Annotated in this window: 14 protein-coding genes and 2 pseudogenes; 8 read left to right on the forward strand and 8 right to left on the reverse strand. The window is 59.8% G+C overall.

Annotated features, from left to right (window positions below; all coding sequences use genetic code 11):
* The first annotated feature begins 59 nt into the window (after positions 1-59).
* Genes AC0SZ7_RS17535 through AC0SZ7_RS17550 form a run of 4 tightly spaced genes read left to right on the forward strand, consistent with a single transcriptional unit; the run spans position 60 to position 4,659 of the window.
* Positions 60-1,310, forward strand: a complete 1,251-nt coding sequence (locus AC0SZ7_RS17535; protein ID WP_475505563.1) for an amidohydrolase family protein — start codon at positions 60-62, stop codon at positions 1,308-1,310.
* Positions 1,310-2,719, forward strand: a complete 1,410-nt coding sequence (locus tag AC0SZ7_RS17540) for an FAD-binding oxidoreductase (protein ID WP_475505564.1) — start codon at positions 1,310-1,312, stop codon at positions 2,717-2,719. Before AC0SZ7_RS17535 ends, AC0SZ7_RS17540 begins: the two co-directional genes overlap by 1 nt.
* Positions 2,709-3,497, forward strand: coding sequence for an SDR family oxidoreductase (locus AC0SZ7_RS17545; protein ID WP_475505565.1), 789 nt, complete (start codon positions 2,709-2,711; stop codon positions 3,495-3,497). Before AC0SZ7_RS17540 ends, AC0SZ7_RS17545 begins: the two co-directional genes overlap by 11 nt.
* Position 3,498: 1 nt before the next feature.
* Positions 3,499-4,659, forward strand: a complete 1,161-nt coding sequence (locus AC0SZ7_RS17550; RefSeq protein WP_475505566.1) for an alpha-hydroxy acid oxidase — start codon at positions 3,499-3,501, stop codon at positions 4,657-4,659.
* A 37-nt stretch (positions 4,660-4,696) separates the two neighbouring features.
* Here the strand turns inward: AC0SZ7_RS17550 and AC0SZ7_RS17555 are convergent, their stop codons facing one another.
* Both AC0SZ7_RS17555 and AC0SZ7_RS17560 read right to left on the reverse strand, forming a co-directional pair.
* Positions 4,697-5,806, reverse strand: coding sequence for an acyl-CoA dehydrogenase family protein (locus tag AC0SZ7_RS17555; protein WP_475505567.1), 1,110 nt, complete (start codon positions 5,804-5,806; stop codon positions 4,697-4,699).
* 9 nt (positions 5,807-5,815) lie between these two features.
* Positions 5,816-6,985, reverse strand: coding sequence for an acyl-CoA dehydrogenase family protein (locus AC0SZ7_RS17560; RefSeq protein WP_475505568.1), 1,170 nt, complete (start codon positions 6,983-6,985; stop codon positions 5,816-5,818).
* Positions 6,986-7,123: 138 nt separating this feature from the next.
* Between AC0SZ7_RS17560 and AC0SZ7_RS17565 the strand changes: the two genes are divergently transcribed.
* The 3 genes and pseudogenes from AC0SZ7_RS17565 to AC0SZ7_RS17575 form a co-directional block, all read left to right on the forward strand.
* Positions 7,124-8,143 (forward strand): AraC family transcriptional regulator, encoded by a 1,020-nt coding sequence (locus tag AC0SZ7_RS17565; RefSeq protein ID WP_475505569.1) that lies wholly within the window; start codon positions 7,124-7,126, stop codon positions 8,141-8,143.
* Between the two features lie 438 nt (positions 8,144-8,581).
* Positions 8,582-9,196, forward strand: coding sequence for a LysE family translocator (locus AC0SZ7_RS17570; protein WP_475505570.1), 615 nt, complete (start codon positions 8,582-8,584; stop codon positions 9,194-9,196).
* Between the two features lie 113 nt (positions 9,197-9,309).
* Positions 9,310-9,430 (forward strand): annotated as a pseudogene (locus AC0SZ7_RS17575) (hypothetical protein); the annotation flags it as partial.
* 44 nt (positions 9,431-9,474) lie between these two features.
* On the opposite strand, the gene AC0SZ7_RS17580 reads toward AC0SZ7_RS17575, so the two are convergent.
* The 6 genes and pseudogenes from AC0SZ7_RS17580 to AC0SZ7_RS17605 all read right to left on the reverse strand — a co-directional run bounded on the left by AC0SZ7_RS17580 (position 9,475) and on the right by AC0SZ7_RS17605 (position 15,532).
* Complete coding sequence (locus AC0SZ7_RS17580; protein ID WP_475505571.1) at positions 9,475-9,774, reverse strand: cupin domain-containing protein; 300 nt, start codon at positions 9,772-9,774, stop codon at positions 9,475-9,477.
* Positions 9,775-10,209: 435 nt separating this feature from the next.
* Positions 10,210-10,344: a hypothetical protein gene (locus AC0SZ7_RS17585; RefSeq protein ID WP_475505572.1), complete on the reverse strand. Its 135-nt coding sequence runs from the start codon at positions 10,342-10,344 to the stop codon at positions 10,210-10,212.
* 235 nt (positions 10,345-10,579) lie between these two features.
* Positions 10,580-12,196, reverse strand: a pseudogene (gene ilvD / locus AC0SZ7_RS17590) (dihydroxy-acid dehydratase); the annotation flags it as partial.
* A gap of 33 nt (positions 12,197-12,229) precedes the next feature.
* A complete protein-coding gene (locus tag AC0SZ7_RS17595; RefSeq protein ID WP_475505573.1) occupies positions 12,230-13,495 on the reverse strand; it encodes an alginate export family protein in 1,266 nt (421 codons plus the stop codon).
* 265 nt (positions 13,496-13,760) lie between these two features.
* Entirely contained in the window at positions 13,761-14,789 is a 1,029-nt protein-coding gene (locus tag AC0SZ7_RS17600; RefSeq protein ID WP_475505574.1) for an AraC family transcriptional regulator, read from the reverse strand.
* Between the two features lie 101 nt (positions 14,790-14,890).
* Positions 14,891-15,532: a TetR/AcrR family transcriptional regulator gene (locus tag AC0SZ7_RS17605; protein ID WP_475505575.1), complete on the reverse strand. Its 642-nt coding sequence runs from the start codon at positions 15,530-15,532 to the stop codon at positions 14,891-14,893.
* A 352-nt stretch (positions 15,533-15,884) separates the two neighbouring features.
* Here AC0SZ7_RS17605 and AC0SZ7_RS17610 point away from each other — a divergent pair, with 352 nt between their 5' ends.
* Positions 15,885-16,913, forward strand: a complete 1,029-nt coding sequence (locus AC0SZ7_RS17610) for an AraC family transcriptional regulator (protein ID WP_475505576.1) — start codon at positions 15,885-15,887, stop codon at positions 16,911-16,913.
* Positions 16,914-17,139: the final 226 nt, after the last annotated feature.

Below are 17,139 nucleotides of genomic sequence, written 5' to 3' on the forward strand. Positions count from 1 at the left end.
TTAGATGAATAATATGAATAGCCGAAACAGACAACAACTACAACTGAAGAGGTACGCCCATGCATGCCGATTACGACCTGGTACTCAAAGGCGGCAGAGTGATTGATCCTGCCAGCCAACTTGATGGCCCTTTCGACCTCGCCATCAAGAACGGGCGCATTGCCGCCATCGCTGCTGAAATAGAGCCTGGCAAAGCGACGGTGCTGGACGTGCGTGACCAGTTGGTGCTGCCTGGTCTCATTGATCCCCATGCCCATGTTTTTCGCTACATTACCGGCGTTCTAGGTATGGATGCCGATTGGGTCGGCGTGCAGTCGGGGGTGACTACACTGGTCGAGCAAGGGGGGGTGAGTGCCGCGACCTTGCCAGGTTTCCTGGAGTATGTAGTGAAGCCCAAGGCCAACCGGGTGCACGCCTTTCTGGCGCCCTATGCAGCAGGTGGCGTCGGTGGTTTTTCCTACCCTGACCAGTTTACCCCGGGCACCATTGACGAGGAGGCCAGCCTGGAGGCCTTTGAAAGCCATCCACAAACTGTCAAGGGTATGAAATTCTGGGCCGAACAGGCCAGCCTGTTGAAGTTCGGCGACGCATCGATCTGCAAAGTGCGAAGTATCGCCGACCAGGCCAACGTGCCTTTGTACGTGCACATGGGCGAGCTTTGGCGCTTGCCTCCGGAGATCCACGTCCAGTTTGCGCCGCACCGAGTATTGGAAACCATTTTGCCCTTCATGCGCGCAGGCGACGTCTTTGCCCACGCCTACACCGACCGCTTGGGCGGTTTTTTCGAGGCTGACGGCACGGTACGGTCACTAGTACGCGATGCAATTGCCAGCGGGATCCACATCGACCTGGGCTATGGCGCGGCCACCAACTTTCAACTGCTCCGCCATGGAGTGGAGCAGCAGTTCCTGCCACACACCTTGGGCGCTGATATTCATGCCTACAACACCCGGGTGACCGCCCCGTACATCAACACCGGCGGGCGTGGGCGGTTCAATGGTTTTCCAGGCGTAGTGGCCGGCATGAACCTGCTGATGGCCTTTGGCGTGCCGTTGGAGCAAATCGTCCCCATGGCCACCTGCAACCCCGCACGGATTTTTCTGCGAGAAACCGACGGTGTTGGAACATTGGCCATCGGCGCCACAGCCGATGTCACCGTGCTGCATGACTGGCGGGGGCGTTGGCGCCTGACCGATACCGCCAACGACCAGGTCATCACCGAGCGTCTGCTACACCCGCGTTTCTGCCTACGCAAGGGTCACCTGCACGCTGCAGACTCACCGTTGCTGACCCTCCCGGAGGAAGTCTGATGAAGGTGCTCACTGCCAGTGATTTCGCGGACCTACTGGAACCGTCGGCCATCCTCGATGCCGAACAGGCAGCACAACGCAGCGTCGCGCCCAGCCGACCAGGCCAGGCCCTACAGGTGCGCTGCCTGCTCCGCCCGTCCAGTACCGAGCAGGTCAGCGCCATTCTCAAGCGCTGTCACGCTGCTGGCCAACCGGTCACGGTGCTGGGCGGGCTAAGCGGCGGCGGTGGCTTCAGCCATCCCAATGAAGTCGCGATTTCCACTGAACGCATGAATGCTGTGGAGCAAATTGATCCCCACGCCAGCCTCGCGGTAGTGCAGGCTGGCTGCATACTGCAAGCGCTCCATGAAACGCTGGCGCCCTATGGCCTGGGATACGGCGTCGATTATGGCGGTCGTGGCTCGGCAACCCTGGGGGGCAATATCGCCACCAATGCCGGGGGAAGCCAGGTGCTGCGCTACGGCATGACCCGTGACCAGGTCCTGGGGCTGGAGGCAGTGCTCGCTGACGGCACGGTCGTGTCATCCCTCAACCGCATGCTCAAGAACAACGCGGGCTATGATCTCAAGCAACTGTTCATTGGCAGCGAGGGAACCCTGGGCATCGTCACCCGGGCCGTCGTGCGCCTGCGTCCGCTACCCAGCAGCCACAACACGGCGCTGCTGGCGTTAACAGATTTCGACCAAGTGATCGCGTTGCTGATGCACTGCCAAAAGCACTTCGCCGAGCACCTCAGCGCTTTTGAAGTCATGTGGCAATCCTTCTACCGAGGGGCGGTAGCGCTGGATACGGCGCCGCTGTCTGCGGACTATCCGCTGTATGTCCTCGTGGAGACCCAAGGCTTTTCGGTGGGCCAGGATAGCGAGCTGTTTGAGGCGGTGCTGCAGCAGGCGTTGACCCACGAATGGATTCATGACGCAGTCATCGCCAGCTCTCAAGCCCAGCGGGAGGCACTGTGGCAAGTGCGTGAACGCGTCTTGTGGATCATGAAAGCACCCAGTTGGCACGTGTTTGACATCAGCCTTGCACCTTCGGCCATGGCGGATTACCTGACAACGATCCAGCAATCCCTCGATCAGCACTGGGCGAATGCCGAGTTGGTGGTATTTGGCCACATCGCCGATGGCAACCTGCATGTGTTCGTGCGGTTTGATAAGGCCATGCCACCCCAGACCTACGAACAGCTATGCGCCGTGCTGTACCCACCGCTCTGCGTTGTAGGCGGTTCCATGGCTGCCGAACATGGGGTAGGCCAAAACAAAGTTGAGCACCTGCATTATTCACGTACTCCGCAGGAATTGTCGCTGATGCACCTGCTCAAGCACAGCCTGGATCCCCTGAACATCCTCAATCCCGGTCGAGTGTTGAACATCGCGTCTGGCCCTGGAGAGCTTAACCATGCACATTGATATGAATGGCCGTATTGCGCTGATCACCGGTGGCAGCAAAGGCCTGGGCTTCGCTACAGCGGAACGCCTGGTGCGCAGTGGCGCGCAGGTCGCGATAGTGGCTCGCGATCCGATACAACTGGCCAGTGCAGTTGAACAACTCAACAGCCACGCCCGGGGTGCGGCCTTTGGCGTGACCTGCGATGTCACCCAGGCGACGCAAATCGATCAAGCCTTCGCCCAGGTCCAGGACCACTTCAAGAAAATCGACATCCTGATCAACAACGCTGGGGAACACGCCCACGGAGCGTTCGAGTCCTTGTCCGATGCACAATGGCAGCATGACCTTGACCTGAAGTTTTTTTCGGTTGTCCGCTTCTCCAGGCTGGCGCTCCCTGGCATGAAGCAACGACGTTGGGGGCGCATCCTCAACAGTATCAACGTGTTTGCCAAAGCGCCGCGAGCCAACACCGCGCCCACCAGTGTCAGTCGGGCGGCAGTCATGGCCTTGACCAAGGCGCTTGCAAGTGAATGTGCCCCCTTCAACGTACTAGTCAACGCACTGGCCATCGGTATCATTGAAAGCGATCAGTTCCGGCGGGGCTATGCGGCCAACGGCGGTCACCAGAGCTACGAAGACTATCTGCGGGAAAAAGCCATCAGCCTGGGTATTCCACTGCAACGTGCAGGGTCGGCTCAAGAGTTTGCTGACCTGGCGTGCTTTCTGGCGAGCGAGGCAGGGTCGTTTATTACCGGTAGCGCTATCAATGTGGATGGCGGTATGAGCCCGGTGGCGTGAAATGAGCCGAATGACCCTGGCCCGAGCCTGCACCATCGCTGACCTTGCGCACTTGGCTCACCGCAGGATCCCCGGGTTTGCCTTTGATTACCTGGACAGCGGTGCCGGAGAAGATGCAGGCGTACAGCGCAACATCCACGCCTTTGATCGAGTACTGCTCAAGCCCCGCTACCTCAGGGGCCTGGATGCAGGCAAGGTCAACACGCAGACCACGTTGTTTGATCAAACGTACGCTTGGCCCATCGGGATAGCACCCACCGGGATGAACCATCTCATCTGGCCGGGGACCGATCAGGTCTTGGGGCAGCTGGCCGATCGCTACGCAATCCCCGTGGTGAACAGTACATTGGCGAACTTGAGCGTCGACAAACTGGCTGATCTCGCCCCTTCGATGACCTGGTTCCAACTCTACGCGCGCAATGACAGCGTGCTGAACCAGTCATTGTTGAAGAGAGCCTGGGATGCCGGGGTAAAGGTGCTGGTTGTCACGGCAGATCTGTCGAGTGCCCCTAACCGCAACCGCGATGCCCGCAACGGTTTTGGCGTTGCAACCTTTCGCCTGAGCCTGGGGGCGGCCGGATCGGCGCTTAGCCGGCCTCGCTGGTTATGGCAGTGGCTGAGACATGCTGCGCCAAGCTTTGAAAACCTGAGCCCGTTGATCGGCAGCGGCAGTGGCAATCCCGTGCTGCAGGCCCTGGCGCGGCAAACCAAACAGGATCTTTGCTGGAACGACCTGCAGGATCTGCGTTGCGTGTGGCCCGGCTATCTGGTAGTCAAGGGTATTTTGACCCCTGAAGATGCTCGGCAGTGTGTCGAATGTGGTGCCGATGGCATCTGGGTATCCAATCACGGGGGACGTCAGCTTGAATCTGCGCCGGCGGCCTTGGACTGCCTGGAAGACATTGTGAGCGAAATGGGTGGATGCGCCAAAGTACTGTTTGATAGTGGCGTACGCAGCGGAGAAGATGTAATAAAGGCTCTGGCACTGGGTGCCGACTTCGTCTTCAGCGGCCGCAGTTTCTTGTATGGCTGCGCGGCCGCTGGCCCTTCGGGCGGCGAAAAGGTCATGGCGCTGTTTACCCGGGACATCCGTCGCACATTGGCCCAGATCGGCTGCGCGTCGATCGCCGAGCTTGACCGCAGCTGGATTCACAAGGCATGACGCCGGTGGCGCCGCGGCTCACGCCGCGGCGAGCAGGCTATGCCGCCAACGTTGAACCTAATCGGGCGAGTAGCGCTGCCTGGCCTCCCAACAACATTTCCAACTTTTTCGCCAGCAGGCAATAGCGGAAAAGCGGATAGTCACGATCTACTCCTGTACCTCCGTGAACCTGCTGCACGGCATGGCTGACCCGATGGAGCGCCTCGCAGGCAAATATAGCGGCGCACAGGACGGCCTCTTCAGTCTGGCTGCCTTGCGGCTCGGTATCGACCAGGCTCACGGCCTGTTCCTTGAGGCTGCGCAAGCATTCGGTATCGATGTGACAATCGGCCAAAGCGTGCGCCACGGCCTGAAAACTGCCGATTGGCTTGCCAAACTGCTGCCGCTCCCGGCTGTACATGGCGCCCATGCGGGTCATTTCTGCACAGACGCCACACGCCATGGCGACTGCGGCCGCCCGCTGGTACAACTGGGCCTGGCGGACAAACTCAGCTGTCTGCGCTGCCGTAACCAGCAAAGTGGCCGACACGCCGTCAAGCGCGAGATTGAATACGTATTCACCTGAAGTGCCGGTGTGGCGCTGCAGATCAATGCCAGGCGCCTTGAGGTCAAAGGCGAACACACCCACTCCCTCCTGGTAACGCGCCAAGGTCCAACAGATACCGGGCTGGTCGGCCAATGCCACCCGCGACTTTTGCCCCGTCACGCTCCAGTGCTCACCTGACCGGGTGGCAGTTGCCTTTGCTGCGAGGGGGTCGGGTTGGCCAGGTTCGGCAAGCGCCTGGGTAACTATGCCCTCCCCTCGCGCCAATGCTGTCAATGGCGCCATCAGGCAGTCAGCCGTGCCCAGCGTCTGGATTGGCATCGCCCCGCCTATCAAGGCTTCCAGCAACGGCACCGGAGCTGCCGCTCGCGCCGCATGTTCGAGCAATACGCACACTGTCTCAAACCCTTCGCCGAGACCTTGATACCGCTCCTCCAGGCCGATGCCCAACAACCCTGCCTGCGCCAGGGTCTGCCACAGTGGGAAGTCGTGGTAGCCGCTGTTGTCAAGTGCCCGCAGACGAGTCTGATCACACTCGTGGGTAAATATCTTCGACGCCAGCTCAGCCAGTTCCTGCTGGGTACTTGTAAGGGAAAAATCCATGGCCAGCTCCTAACGAGGTAGTTCCAGTGCGGCATGCGCAATGATGTTACGTTGAATTTCGTTGGCACCGCCGCCAAAGGTCTGCACGCTTCCTTTGCGGTACCACTTTTCGATCAAGCCATTGGCAAGCACATCCGCGCCTTCGCGCAACAAGGCCTGGGGCCCGAGAATCTCGATCATGAGCCGGCCCAGTTCCACGTAAAGTTGCGAGCCATATACTTTGGTCACAGAGGCTTCGACCATTCCGCTGCCGCCATTGCTCATGACCCACAAGGCTTTGCGGCAAAGCATCTTCAGCCCCTCGAGCCTGGCCCTGGCCAACGCGAGATTGCGTTGCACCCAGGGTTGTTCAAGCAAGTGCATGAAGTCGGGGTGGCTGCGCAGAAGGGTGAGAGTCTGATCATAAAGCAAGGTCACGTAGCCATAGTTGACCAGGGAGAGGCGTTCCAGATTCAACTGCGCGGTCATCAACGGCCAGCCACCGTTTATCTCGCCAACGCGATAAGCGTCAGGTATCCGCACGTCCTGGTAATACGTCGCGCTGGTGTCCACACCCATGGTGTGGATGACGGTACAGGAAAAGCCGGGGGTGTCAGTGGGAACAAGGAAGAGGGTTATGCCCTTGTGACGCTTGGACAAATCCGGGTCGGTGCGCGCCGCCAGCCAGATGTACTGACTGAACTGAGCACAACTGGTCCAGATTTTCTGGCCGTTGATCACCCAGTCATCGCCATCACGTACAGCGCGAGTACGCAGACTTGCCAAATCACTCCCGGCTTGAGGCTCCGAATAACCGATGGCCAGATAGGCCGAGCCCTCCAGAATCTCGGTCACCACCTTGTCCCTGAACGCGCCCCGGGCGTGGCGGGCGACCATGGGTCCAATCGAGTTGGCCGAAAGTGCTGGCCAGGGAAACCCCGCGCGCTTGGCTTCTTCGACCAGCAAGTACTGCTCGACAGGATCGGCCCCCTCACCGCCCAGGTCTCTGGGCCACGACAGTTTTATCCAGCCATCGTCGCCCAGCTGCCTGAGCTTGCGCCAGTACACGGGCCCACCGCCGTGGGCGAGGCTGGGCTGTTGGAGCTCGGCCTCGAAGTCGGCCGTCATCATCTGCTCGGTCATGTATGCGCGCACCCGATCGCGAAACTCAAGGTGCTGACTACTGAGCTCGGTGTTCATGCGTTATTCTCTTGTTGTTTAAGTACGGCTGCTGGCGATGCTTTGCTTCGCCAGCGTCGATATCGACTATCCCCAAGTGGGAACAGGGCATGAAGGACATAAAACCACTTTTTAGCTCACTAATTTTCGGCGCCGACCATGCCTGACGGTAAGAAGCTGTGCTTAGCCCCACTCAGGGACTACCGCCATGCAGCCCATCAATTGCTGGCCGGGGTACGTCGCGACCTGGGGGATGATGCCAAGGTGCGCACCCTGGCGCAGGTGGGAAGGGCTGGCGCCCCCATGGATGCCCATCAGTTCGCACGCCTGCTGAGAGCCACGTCCCAAACGCTGGACGATGAATTTTTCGGGCTCACCTCGCGCCCTGCTCGCCACGGCACCTGCGCCATGATGGTTGATTTGATCTTGGGGTGTGCCACGCTGGGGGCCGCGCTGGAGCAGGCCTGCAACTTCATGAGGATCGTCACTGACGACTTGCGCCTGAGTTACACGCTACACGGCGATACACTGGAAATTGCGTTAGAGGTCACCGACGGCCACCGAGATCCGCTGGGTTTTCTTGGCGACTACTGGTTGTTGTATTTGCATAATCTATTCAGCTGGGTCATCGGCCGAAGGATCGCACTCAAGGAGTTATATTCCACGTGCTCGGAAGCCCCCACCTGTGACCGCCTACTCAGCTACATCCGCCCCAGCTGGAGCGACGGCCACAGTCATAATGCGCTGGTGCTGAGTGCCCATTACTGGACGGCCTCCATTGTGAGAACACGTGGCGAATGGCACGCGAATGTCGAGCGAATCATCGGTCAGGGCATACTGGGTTGGCCTGATGGCCACGACTCATGGACGTACAGAGTTCGTGGATTATTCAATCAGACGTTCGAGCGCCAGGCAGGGGTACCCAGGCTAGCCGACGTAGCCGCGCATCTGTGCGTCTCACCGCAGACTTTGCATCGCTATCTACAACAGGAAGGCAGCAGCTTCCAGCAGCTGCTCGATGAGTCGCGAAAAGACCATGCCATCGAATTGCTTGAGCGCCAGCACCTCAGTGTCGAAGCAGCGGCGCAGCGCCTGGGATTTTCCGAAGCGCGTTCGTTCAGTCGAGCCTTCAAGCACTGGACAGGGCTCAGCCCCTCCCAGCTTGCATCGAGACGGTAATTCACGATTCGCCAGGTTGGCGGAGCCTTGCGGTGATCCAATCGAAGCTGCCGTTCCCCCCCGACGGCTAGGACTCGGCCACGCACTGTAGCCGCTGCCGCGAGGCTGCGCTGGCCCTGAGTACGCCAAAAAAACATCTGCAGTGTGGTCGAGGGCCAGCGCAGCCTGGGTCAGCGGCTACAGTGCTGCGGCTGGCCATCCGCAATGGCTCGAACGCGGACTGATACCAGTGAGGCGTTCCTGGCTGCTGTAGCGAGCCTGACGACCCAAACAGGCTGGGTGCTACTGGGCACAGTGGCCACTGTATGGGAATTAAAGATAGAATCTGTGCCTGGCTGCCCTCGCCTCTACCCGATAGCATCATTGCTTTCACGACAACCGGCGTAAGCAAATCTTCAACCAGCCATCGAGGCACGATAGGGGCGACGAGGGATCGAAATGCTCGACAGTACTGCGGTACTCACCGTTTTCTGGGTTTACCTGGCGGGGGTGGTCATTCCGGGGCCTAACTTCATCGCCGTTGTTCACAAGGCAGTTGCCGCGACACGGTCTGAGGCGCTGGCATTAGTCGCAGGCATAGTGGTCGTGAACCTGCTCTGGTCGGGCTGCGCGATTACGGGCTTAGGGCTTATATTTGCTGCCTTCCCTTGGGCGGTGCTGATCGTGAAGATACTGGGTGCAGCGTATCTGATGTGGTTTGGCGTACGCCTTATCCTGAACGCAGGCAAGCATCGCGACTTACAGGCAGACGAGAACTCGGTTCGCAGCCTGCGAAATGCCTTCTGGCAGGGGGTCGTCACTAACATCGGTAATCCGAAATCCATAGCCTTTTACGCAGCCGTCTTTTCAGCAGCCGCTCTCGCTCACGTCTCGGCCATCACCTTTACTTCAATGTTAACCGTCGTAGTGATCGTTTCAGTTACTTGGTATGGGCTGGTTGCGCTAGCATTATCGCAGTCAAGGATCGCTTCGGCGTATCAGAAAGCGCGGAAAATGATTGACCGCCTGTGCGGCGGCCTGATTCTGGGTTTGGGCCTACGACAGCTGGCCTAATTCCGGAACAGCACCTGAGACAGCTAGAGTGTCAGCTATCGGCCCAGGGTGTATAAAAACACCTCCGCGAACCGTTGCTATGATTTCCGATGATTTTATCGCAGGGATCCCCCATGAAGCGCTTTATTCAAGGTGAACATCGAGGCCAAAAGCACCTTGCTTCCCGAAAGCCTCGACGATTACGTCACGGATATCAATCCGGTGCGCGTAGTAGACATCTTTGTCGACGAACTCGGCCAGCGAGCGCACCTTCAGAATCCCGGCATCATTGTTAAAGATCATTGTGCATCGACCAAGAAAAGCGTCCCGTAGCTTCCTTTGAGTACCCTGTGCCGTTTACCGGCAGGAACCACCTGAAAATCCCCCGCGCGCATGGCTATCGTCTCGCCTTCGATTTCAAGAATCATCTGCCCGTCGATGAGGAGCAGGGCCTCATCAAATCCATTATGGGTTTCATAGGGAATACCATTCACATCCATCCGGATTATTTTAAGATTGGCCCCTCTCGTAGTGCCTAGAATACGCGATCGCCAAGCATGTGGAAGCGATGAAGCTTCATTAATCAGATTCCTTGCCATACTCTCCCAACTTCCTTCCTGGCAGACATTTAAGACAAAGCTTTTAAGCTCAGATTTAACCCAACAACGCTAGGCAGAGAAGTTACATGGATAGCTCAGGGCGACATAAGACTAATAAGGCATAACTATAGTCACTGATGCCACCCCTTGGTTGGACTGTATGAAAATCGCGCTTAGCGGGCCTCAAACCGCAGGCATTCAGAAAGCGGGCCAAAGCAAGCGCACTGCGCCCCATGCCCCTAGCCTTAGTTGCGAGTTTAGGAGTAATGCCCTCCGACATGGTCAAAACCTTTGCGAGCGTTCGACGCCAGCATGCGCCGCCTGGGCCTCGAAGCCCTGGATCTGTCATGACACAGCTGGCGATGATGGTCAGCTAGCGGGTTGCCAGATCAAGCCCCGGACGGTCCAGCACGCCGGCGAATGCCCAACTCATGGTCATCGTCGCCATGTCGAGGCAGATCTCTTCGCGCGATTGCGCCAGTTGCGCGCCGCTATGTGCGCCGTGGGCATGTTGAACAGCTCCAGCCGGGGTTGGTAGGTGGTATGTCTGGGCAGTTGATTGATGCTCATGTCCTCTCCTTGCCCACAGGGGAATCCCGCTCCAGTCGCCTATCGGGTGACATGCACGGTGCTGGAAAAAGCCATGTTGAGTGTGTTGAGAGCACACCCACAGTGCTGATTCCACACCGCTGGACGGCCCCACCGCCACACACATCACGCAAGCCGATACCGCAACCTGTGCTGGCCCGTGTTCACGCTGCAGCCCTCAGCACACCCTCAGGCCCGCGCAGCCTGGCGACAGCGGTTACAGAGGACGCCGCTGCAGTTGCGCCACGTCACGCACCGCGCCGCGCGCTGCATTCGACGTAAGCGCCGCATATGCCTGAAGCGCTGGCGACACCGTTCGTTCGCGCGCCTCCGGCAGCCAGGCACGTTCCCCCTTTCTGACCATTGCCTGATAACGCGCCCTTAACGTCAGCTCATCTACCAAAAGTTCAATGCAGCGACCAGGAATGTCGATCCTGATCAAATCCCCCGATGCTACCAACCCGATCAGCCCACCCTCCGCGGCTTCAGGCGAGACGTGGCCTATGGACAGCCCGGAGCTGCCGCCGGAGAACCTGCCATCGGTCAACAAGGCGCAGCGCTTGGCCAGCGCCTTCGATTTGAGGTAGCTGGTGGGATACAGCATCTCTTGCATGCCCGGCCCGCCTTTGGGTCCCTCATAGCGGACCACCACCACATCGCCCGGTGCAACCTGGTCACCCAGGATCCCGGCCACGGCGGCTTCCTGACTTTCGAACACTATTGCCCGGCCCTCGAACACCAGCATCGAGGGGTCCACACTGGCGGTTTTCACGATACAACCTTCTGGCGCCAAGTTGCCAAACAGCACTGCCAGGCCACCGTCCTTGCTGAATGCCTGCGCGGCGCAGCGAATTGCACCCGCTGACCGGTCGGTGTCGAGACTTTGCCAACGTTGCGCCTGGCTGAACGCCCGCTGGGTGCGGACATTGCCTGGCGCGGCGCGGTAAAAGGTACTGACCTCTGCCACGGGGTTGCGCGCGATGTCCCAGCGCTCCAGCGCGTCCCCCAGCGTGGCGGCGTACACCACAGGGACACCGGTGTCGATTAAGCCGGCGCGGTCCAGTTCGCCCAGGATGGCCATGATGCCCCCAGCCCGGTGCACGTTTTCGATGTGCACTTCATTGCTGGCCGGCGCCACCTTGCACAGCCAGGGTACCTTTCGAGATAGCCGGTCGATGTCGGCCATGCTGAAATCCACACCGCCCTCGCGCGCGGCCGCCAGCAAGTGCAATACGGTATTGGTCGAACCGCCCATGGCGATGTCCAGGCTCATGGCGTTGAAAAAAGCCGCACGGCTGGCGATGTTGCGCGGCAGTGCGCCGACATCGTCCTGTTCATACCAACGCTTGGCCAACTCGACGATCAGGCGGCCGCTTTGCCGAAACAGGCCTTCGCGATCAACGTGAGTGGCCAGCACCGTGCCGTTAACCGGCAACGCCAGCCCCAGGGCCTCGGTCAGGCAATTCATCGAGTTGGCCGTGAACATGCCCGAGCAGGACCCACAGGTGGGGCACGCGGCCCGCTCCACCGCTGCCACTTCCTCATCGCTGTAGGCGTCGTCGGCCGCGATGACCATTGCGTCGATCAAGTCCAGGGACTGATGTTTGCCCTTGACCACGGCCTTGCCCGCTTCCATCGCCCCACCGGAGACGAACACCGTGGGGATATTCAGGCGCATGGCCGCCATCAGCATGCCGGGGGTGATCTTGTCGCAATTGGAGATGCACACCAACGCATCGGCACAGTGCGCGTTGACCATGTATTCCACGGCGTCGGCGATCAGTTCCCGCGATGGCAAGGAATAGAGCATGCCGTCATGCCCCATGGCGATGCCTGTTAGCCAAAAAGCCGGGGAACAGTGGCCATGTCAGAAGCTCCAGGTGACACTGGTTTCAAACAGGCTGGAACGGTTGTTGTCGCCGTACATCTGCTTCGCTGCATCGCCCGGCAAGGCCATGCCGTATAGTGCGCTGACGGTGATGGTCGGGGTGACCGTCCAGTTGGCGTACAGGTCCACCTCATTGCCGAAGTCGCGGCTGGTGACACCATTGGTGTTGGCGTTCTCAAGGCGGTAGTGATAGCCGATCAAGCCCAACCCCACCTCTTTTTGCGGTTGCAACGCCAACTTGAGCATGTCGATGTCCAGGTTGGTATTGAACAGCATGTATTCACCCACGATCTCACCCTGGTACCAGGTGCCGTACTCGCCGCCGTACCCGTACGTCATTGGGTCGTAGTCGTCGGAATACTGGGTGCGGCGATAGCTGATGATCGGTGTCCACGGCAGGTCAGTGAAGGCGTAGTTACCCTGGGCATACCAGCCGTGGGCCGCCTTGTGGTCATCGCCACCGCGTTCCCAGACGTATTCGCCCGCCACCGTGAATTGCGGCACCGCGCTGAATGGCGTACCTTTGGCGCGCAGGTCGTACACATCAACGCCGTTACGCGCGGCGTTGTCGACATCCAGGGTATGGTAGTAAGTGGCACCCAGGGTGCCCCACGTGTCGCGCCACTCAAGGTTGGCGCCGCGCAGGCGCAGGTGTTCCTTGTAATCCAGGTAGTCGATGTTTTCGTTGGCGCGCAGGTCAAACAGATCTGCGTGCACCTTGCCAGTGTTCAACTGGGCGATCAGGGTGTTGCTGAACGCGGTGCGCGGGCCGATCCAGGCAGCGCCATCCTTGCCCTGGTCTAGATGACCGTCGCCAATCAGGAACCCATTGTCGATCATGAAATTCTGGCGACCGGCACTCAGCGTGATCGCGTCTTTACCCAAGGACGGGAACAGGTCAGCACTTTTCCAGCCTACATAGGCCTGCTCCAGGCTGATGCGTTCCGGGTCGTCATGGGTCAGCCCGGCGGCGTCGCTGCCGCCGCGGGTCATCGCCCCTACCGCCGACACGCCGCCAAAGAAGGTGCCGATGCTGGTTTGTGGTCCGATGAGTTTGAACCCCGGCAGCACGAAGCCTTCGAAGCGGCTGGAGGTGCGATCCACTGTCAGCCCGGAACTGCTGGTGCGGCCACCAAAGGCCTGATTCCTGTCATAGAGATACGCCGCGCCCACGGTCATGCTCGGCTCAACCAGCACATCGCCGATCTGGAAGCTGTCGAGTGCGAAGCTTGCGCTTGCGTACATCACTCCGGCACCCGCCGCCAAACTGCGAACCAATCCTTTCATAGCTGCCCTTCCCCATTAGTCGATGATACAAACTGGCTAGTTGCGGCAGATTGTCTGGGTTAAGCCCGGCGCGCTAAAGGCGCAATCGGGTCAAAAAAAGGGATCAAACACGACACAAGCACGCGCACTTGTAGCCGCTGCCGCCAGGCTGTGCGGGCCCTTGTGTACCCTAGAGATATTCAGTGAGGCACAGGGCAGCCTGGCGGCAGAGGCTACAGGATGCTCAGTGACGGACCTGGGAGCGGTATTGCGAGGGGGTGCAGCCGCTCCAGCGCTGAAACGCGCGCCTGAACGCGGCCGGCTCACTGAAGCCCAGGTCCTGCGCCACGCGCGCAATCGGTACCTGGCGCACCAGTAATTCCTGGGCACGCTGGTACCGTGCCTCCCCCAGCACCTCATGAAAACTGGTCCCTGCCGCGCGCAGGTGGCGCTGCAGGGTTTTGCTGGAGCAAGCCATGGATGCGGCAATGTTCGTCAGCGAGGGGGACGTATCAAAGCGCTCGCAGATGGCCGAACGCACATTGGCCAGAAAGTCCCGCGGGCTTTCCAGGCGCGATTGCAAAGTGGAGCAGCGGGCCTTCATCTCCAGGTGGGAAACGGCATGGGCGCAGGGCAACGGGAAGTCCAGCCAACGGGCATCGAATGACAGGCAGTTGGCCTTGGACGTATCAAAGTTCACCGGGCAACTGAAATACGCCTGGTACGGCGCGGCTTCCGCCTGTTCGGTGCCATTGAGGTTCACGGCCAGCACAGGCAAAGGTTGGTACAGCAGGTCGGCGATGATACTTTGCAGCGCCGTCAGGCTGAACTCGATCGCCAGTCGGTGCAATTGGTCGTCCACGTCGAAATTGGCGCTCACGGTCAACGAAGCCACGCCGTGTTCCTGCACCAGGCCCAGACTGAAACCTGTCCCCAACGGCAAGGGATATTGGAAAAACAATGCCAATGCCGCACGCAAGTCACTGCTGGACAACAGGGTAAATCCGAACAGACCGTAAGCCGCCAAGCGGCAGCGGGTACCCAGCTCCAACCCCAGGTGCGCGGCACCGGTCAGGCGCAGGGCATTGCGCAGAATCAACAGTTCCTCTGCCGGGGTAATCAGCTTGTCGGCATCGTCCAGGTCTGCGGCACGTACCTGGGTACCCGCCAGCAGGCGCTCGGTGGGGTGGCCCAACCCGGTGACATACGCGTTCACCAGGCCAATGAAATGCAAGGTCGCCAGTCGATCGATGTCATCACAAAGCGTCGGCATAGGTCCCTCATCTTCGGTGGGCGGTCAGCGCTGAGCATAAAGCTGCGCGGGCAACCCCCAACAGGTGAGCAGTGACCTAAAAAACGGGTAGCGGTGGCCGGTCAGCCGGCGCGAATCATCAGCAGCCACATGTGCAGGGTGGTGGCCAGGGTTTCTTTCCAATGCTGCTCCAGCGCGCCGATCTGCTTGTTGTAGAACAGCAGGCCTTCAATCTGCGAGGCAATGAGCGTGGCGAAAATTTCCGAGCGCGGCACCGTGAGTTTCGGGTTGACCTCCCGTATCAGGGTAGACAGCACCCGGCAGAACTCACCGTAGATAGCCTTGAGGTGATCGCCGATGGCCTTGTCGTGCTCGGCCAGGGCCCAGCTCTGGAACGAGAACGATGCAATCCAGGGGTCCAGCGCCGCGGTCATGTCCTGTTCGATGACTTGGATCAGGCGCTGCTCGGGGGTCATCGCCGTGTTCTGGGCAATTTCCACGAACTGGGTGACGAACACCTCGATTTTCGCGCGAATCATTGCCAGCAGCAGGTTCTCGGTGGTCCCGCAATAATGCTGCAGGTTGCTCAGGCTGATGCCCATCTCGCTGGCCACCCGGCGCGCCGAAAACTGCGCATAACCGTCGCGGACAAACAGCGTTGCGGCAGTCTCGATGATTTCTTCGATGCGTTGCACACGTTTCTTTTCGCGGGGGCTGGCGGTTCGCTCGAACAGCGACTCGGCCCGCGAGGCTTCACTAAACATCGACAATGCTCCAAAGCGTTTATTTCGTGGCTACAGCATGCCTGCGGGCGGCGCTACGGCGCAACCTTGGCCGCTTGGCCATGACTGCAACAAAATCGTCACGACGGATCTTGACTTAGGTCTAGTGACCGTATCTTATAGGTCGTGCGACCTTTTATCAAATCAAGTCGCCGAGCCACGAGAGCGACCGATCGCCACGCTTGTGCAACACCCCTGCTTTCGCCCTCCCCGGCCTGCCATAACCGAGTGAAACCATCCTGCTCCAGCCCTGTGCTGGAGTTGCGCATGGCAAGTCGACGAGGGCAGTCCGATGGTATCTGTAGAAGCATCTCCCATTACCCCGCAAGACAAAGTGTTTTCGACGGCCGAATGGCAGGCGCTGAACAATCACTGCGCGGCGCACGACGTCACATCGGACACGCCTCACACCCGACTGTCGCTGGACCAGTGGCTCACCACGTTGACCCGCCACTGCCAGGCCGATGCCGATCCCTTGCTGGCTTTGCGCGTGGGCCAGGACATGCACCTGACCGCCTACGGCATGGTGGGCTTTGCCCTGCTCAGCAGCGCCAACCTGCGTGAAGCCCTGGAGGTAGCCAACCAGTTCGCCTTGCTGATGAACCTCAAGCATCGCCTGCTGCTGAGCGTGGACGGCAATTGCGCGCACATCCTGTTGCAGGAGTCCTTCCCGTTGCTGGGCGCCGCCAGGCACTACAACACCTTGCTGGAGTCTGCCAAGCTACTGACCCTGCTGGGCGATATCCTCGGCCACGGTTTCACCGCCCAGCAGGTCAGCCTGAATGTGGCTGGCGATACCAGCGACGCGCAGGCCATCTCCCGCACCTTGGGGGCACCCACCTATCTCAACAGTACCGAGAACCGCATCAGCTTTTCGCGCCAGTTTGTCGAACAGCCATTGCCGCAATCCCAAGCAATGACCTATCAGTCCTGCAAGGCGGTGTGCAGGGACCAGATGCGCGAACTCAGCCAACGCTACGACCTGTGCTACCAGGTGCAGAAGTTGCTGCTGGCGACCCCGGAGCACATTCCCTCGCTGACCGAGGTCGCCGCGCGCCTGCACCTGTCGCCCCGCACCCTGCGTCGCAAACTGGAAACTACGCAGAGCTCCTACAACCAGATCCTGGAAGATGTGCGCAAAAAACTGGCCATCCGCTACCTGCTCGACACGCCGCTGACCACCGAGGCCATCTCCGAGAAGCTCAGCTACAGCGATGCAGCCAACTTCCGCCACGCCTTCAAACGCTGGACCGGCACCGCGCCGCGGGCGTTCCGGGCGCAATACCGTGACAATGATTGGACAATGCCGGCGCCGCATACTTTGCCAGGGGCCATGGGCAATGCCCGCTACGCCCCAGCCTGACCGCCCTTCAACAAAAAAGGCGTCCCGCATGGGACGCCTTTTTTGTTGAGCCTATAACGGTTACATCACAAACCTACCGACACCCATTTCGGGCCCACGGCCAGGGTCAGCGGGTCAAACAGCGTCAGGTACACCACGGCACCGAAGACGATGGTGGCCATGGCGACCCAATTGACACCGCCCCACTACCAATCGGCGCCTTCGGCATTTTTCACGAACAAATGTG

This window comes from Pseudomonas sp. JC1203 (assembly GCF_056175065.1).

Excerpts from the sequence above, each read along its gene's own strand:
- AC0SZ7_RS17535 (WP_475505563.1), top strand. The coding sequence starts at position 60 with ATGCATGCCGATTACGACCTGGTACTCAAAGGCGGCAGAGTGATTGAT.
- AC0SZ7_RS17540 (WP_475505564.1), top strand. The coding sequence starts at position 1,310 with ATGAAGGTGCTCACTGCCAGTGATTTCGCGGACCTACTGGAACCGTCG.
- AC0SZ7_RS17545 (WP_475505565.1), top strand. The coding sequence starts at position 2,709 with ATGCACATTGATATGAATGGCCGTATTGCGCTGATCACCGGTGGCAGC.
- AC0SZ7_RS17550 (WP_475505566.1), top strand. The coding sequence starts at position 3,499 with ATGAGCCGAATGACCCTGGCCCGAGCCTGCACCATCGCTGACCTTGCG.
- AC0SZ7_RS17555 (WP_475505567.1), bottom strand. The coding sequence starts at position 5,806 with ATGGATTTTTCCCTTACAAGTACCCAGCAGGAACTGGCTGAGCTGGCG.
- AC0SZ7_RS17560 (WP_475505568.1), bottom strand. The coding sequence starts at position 6,985 with ATGAACACCGAGCTCAGTAGTCAGCACCTTGAGTTTCGCGATCGGGTG.
- AC0SZ7_RS17565 (WP_475505569.1), top strand. The coding sequence starts at position 7,124 with ATGCCTGACGGTAAGAAGCTGTGCTTAGCCCCACTCAGGGACTACCGC.
- AC0SZ7_RS17570 (WP_475505570.1), top strand. The coding sequence starts at position 8,582 with ATGCTCGACAGTACTGCGGTACTCACCGTTTTCTGGGTTTACCTGGCG.
- AC0SZ7_RS17580 (WP_475505571.1), bottom strand. The coding sequence starts at position 9,774 with ATGGCAAGGAATCTGATTAATGAAGCTTCATCGCTTCCACATGCTTGG.
- AC0SZ7_RS17585 (WP_475505572.1), bottom strand. The coding sequence starts at position 10,344 with ATGAGCATCAATCAACTGCCCAGACATACCACCTACCAACCCCGGCTG.
- AC0SZ7_RS17595 (WP_475505573.1), bottom strand. The coding sequence starts at position 13,495 with ATGTACGCAAGCGCAAGCTTCGCACTCGACAGCTTCCAGATCGGCGAT.
- AC0SZ7_RS17600 (WP_475505574.1), bottom strand. The coding sequence starts at position 14,789 with ATGCCGACGCTTTGTGATGACATCGATCGACTGGCGACCTTGCATTTC.
- AC0SZ7_RS17605 (WP_475505575.1), bottom strand. The coding sequence starts at position 15,532 with ATGTTTAGTGAAGCCTCGCGGGCCGAGTCGCTGTTCGAGCGAACCGCC.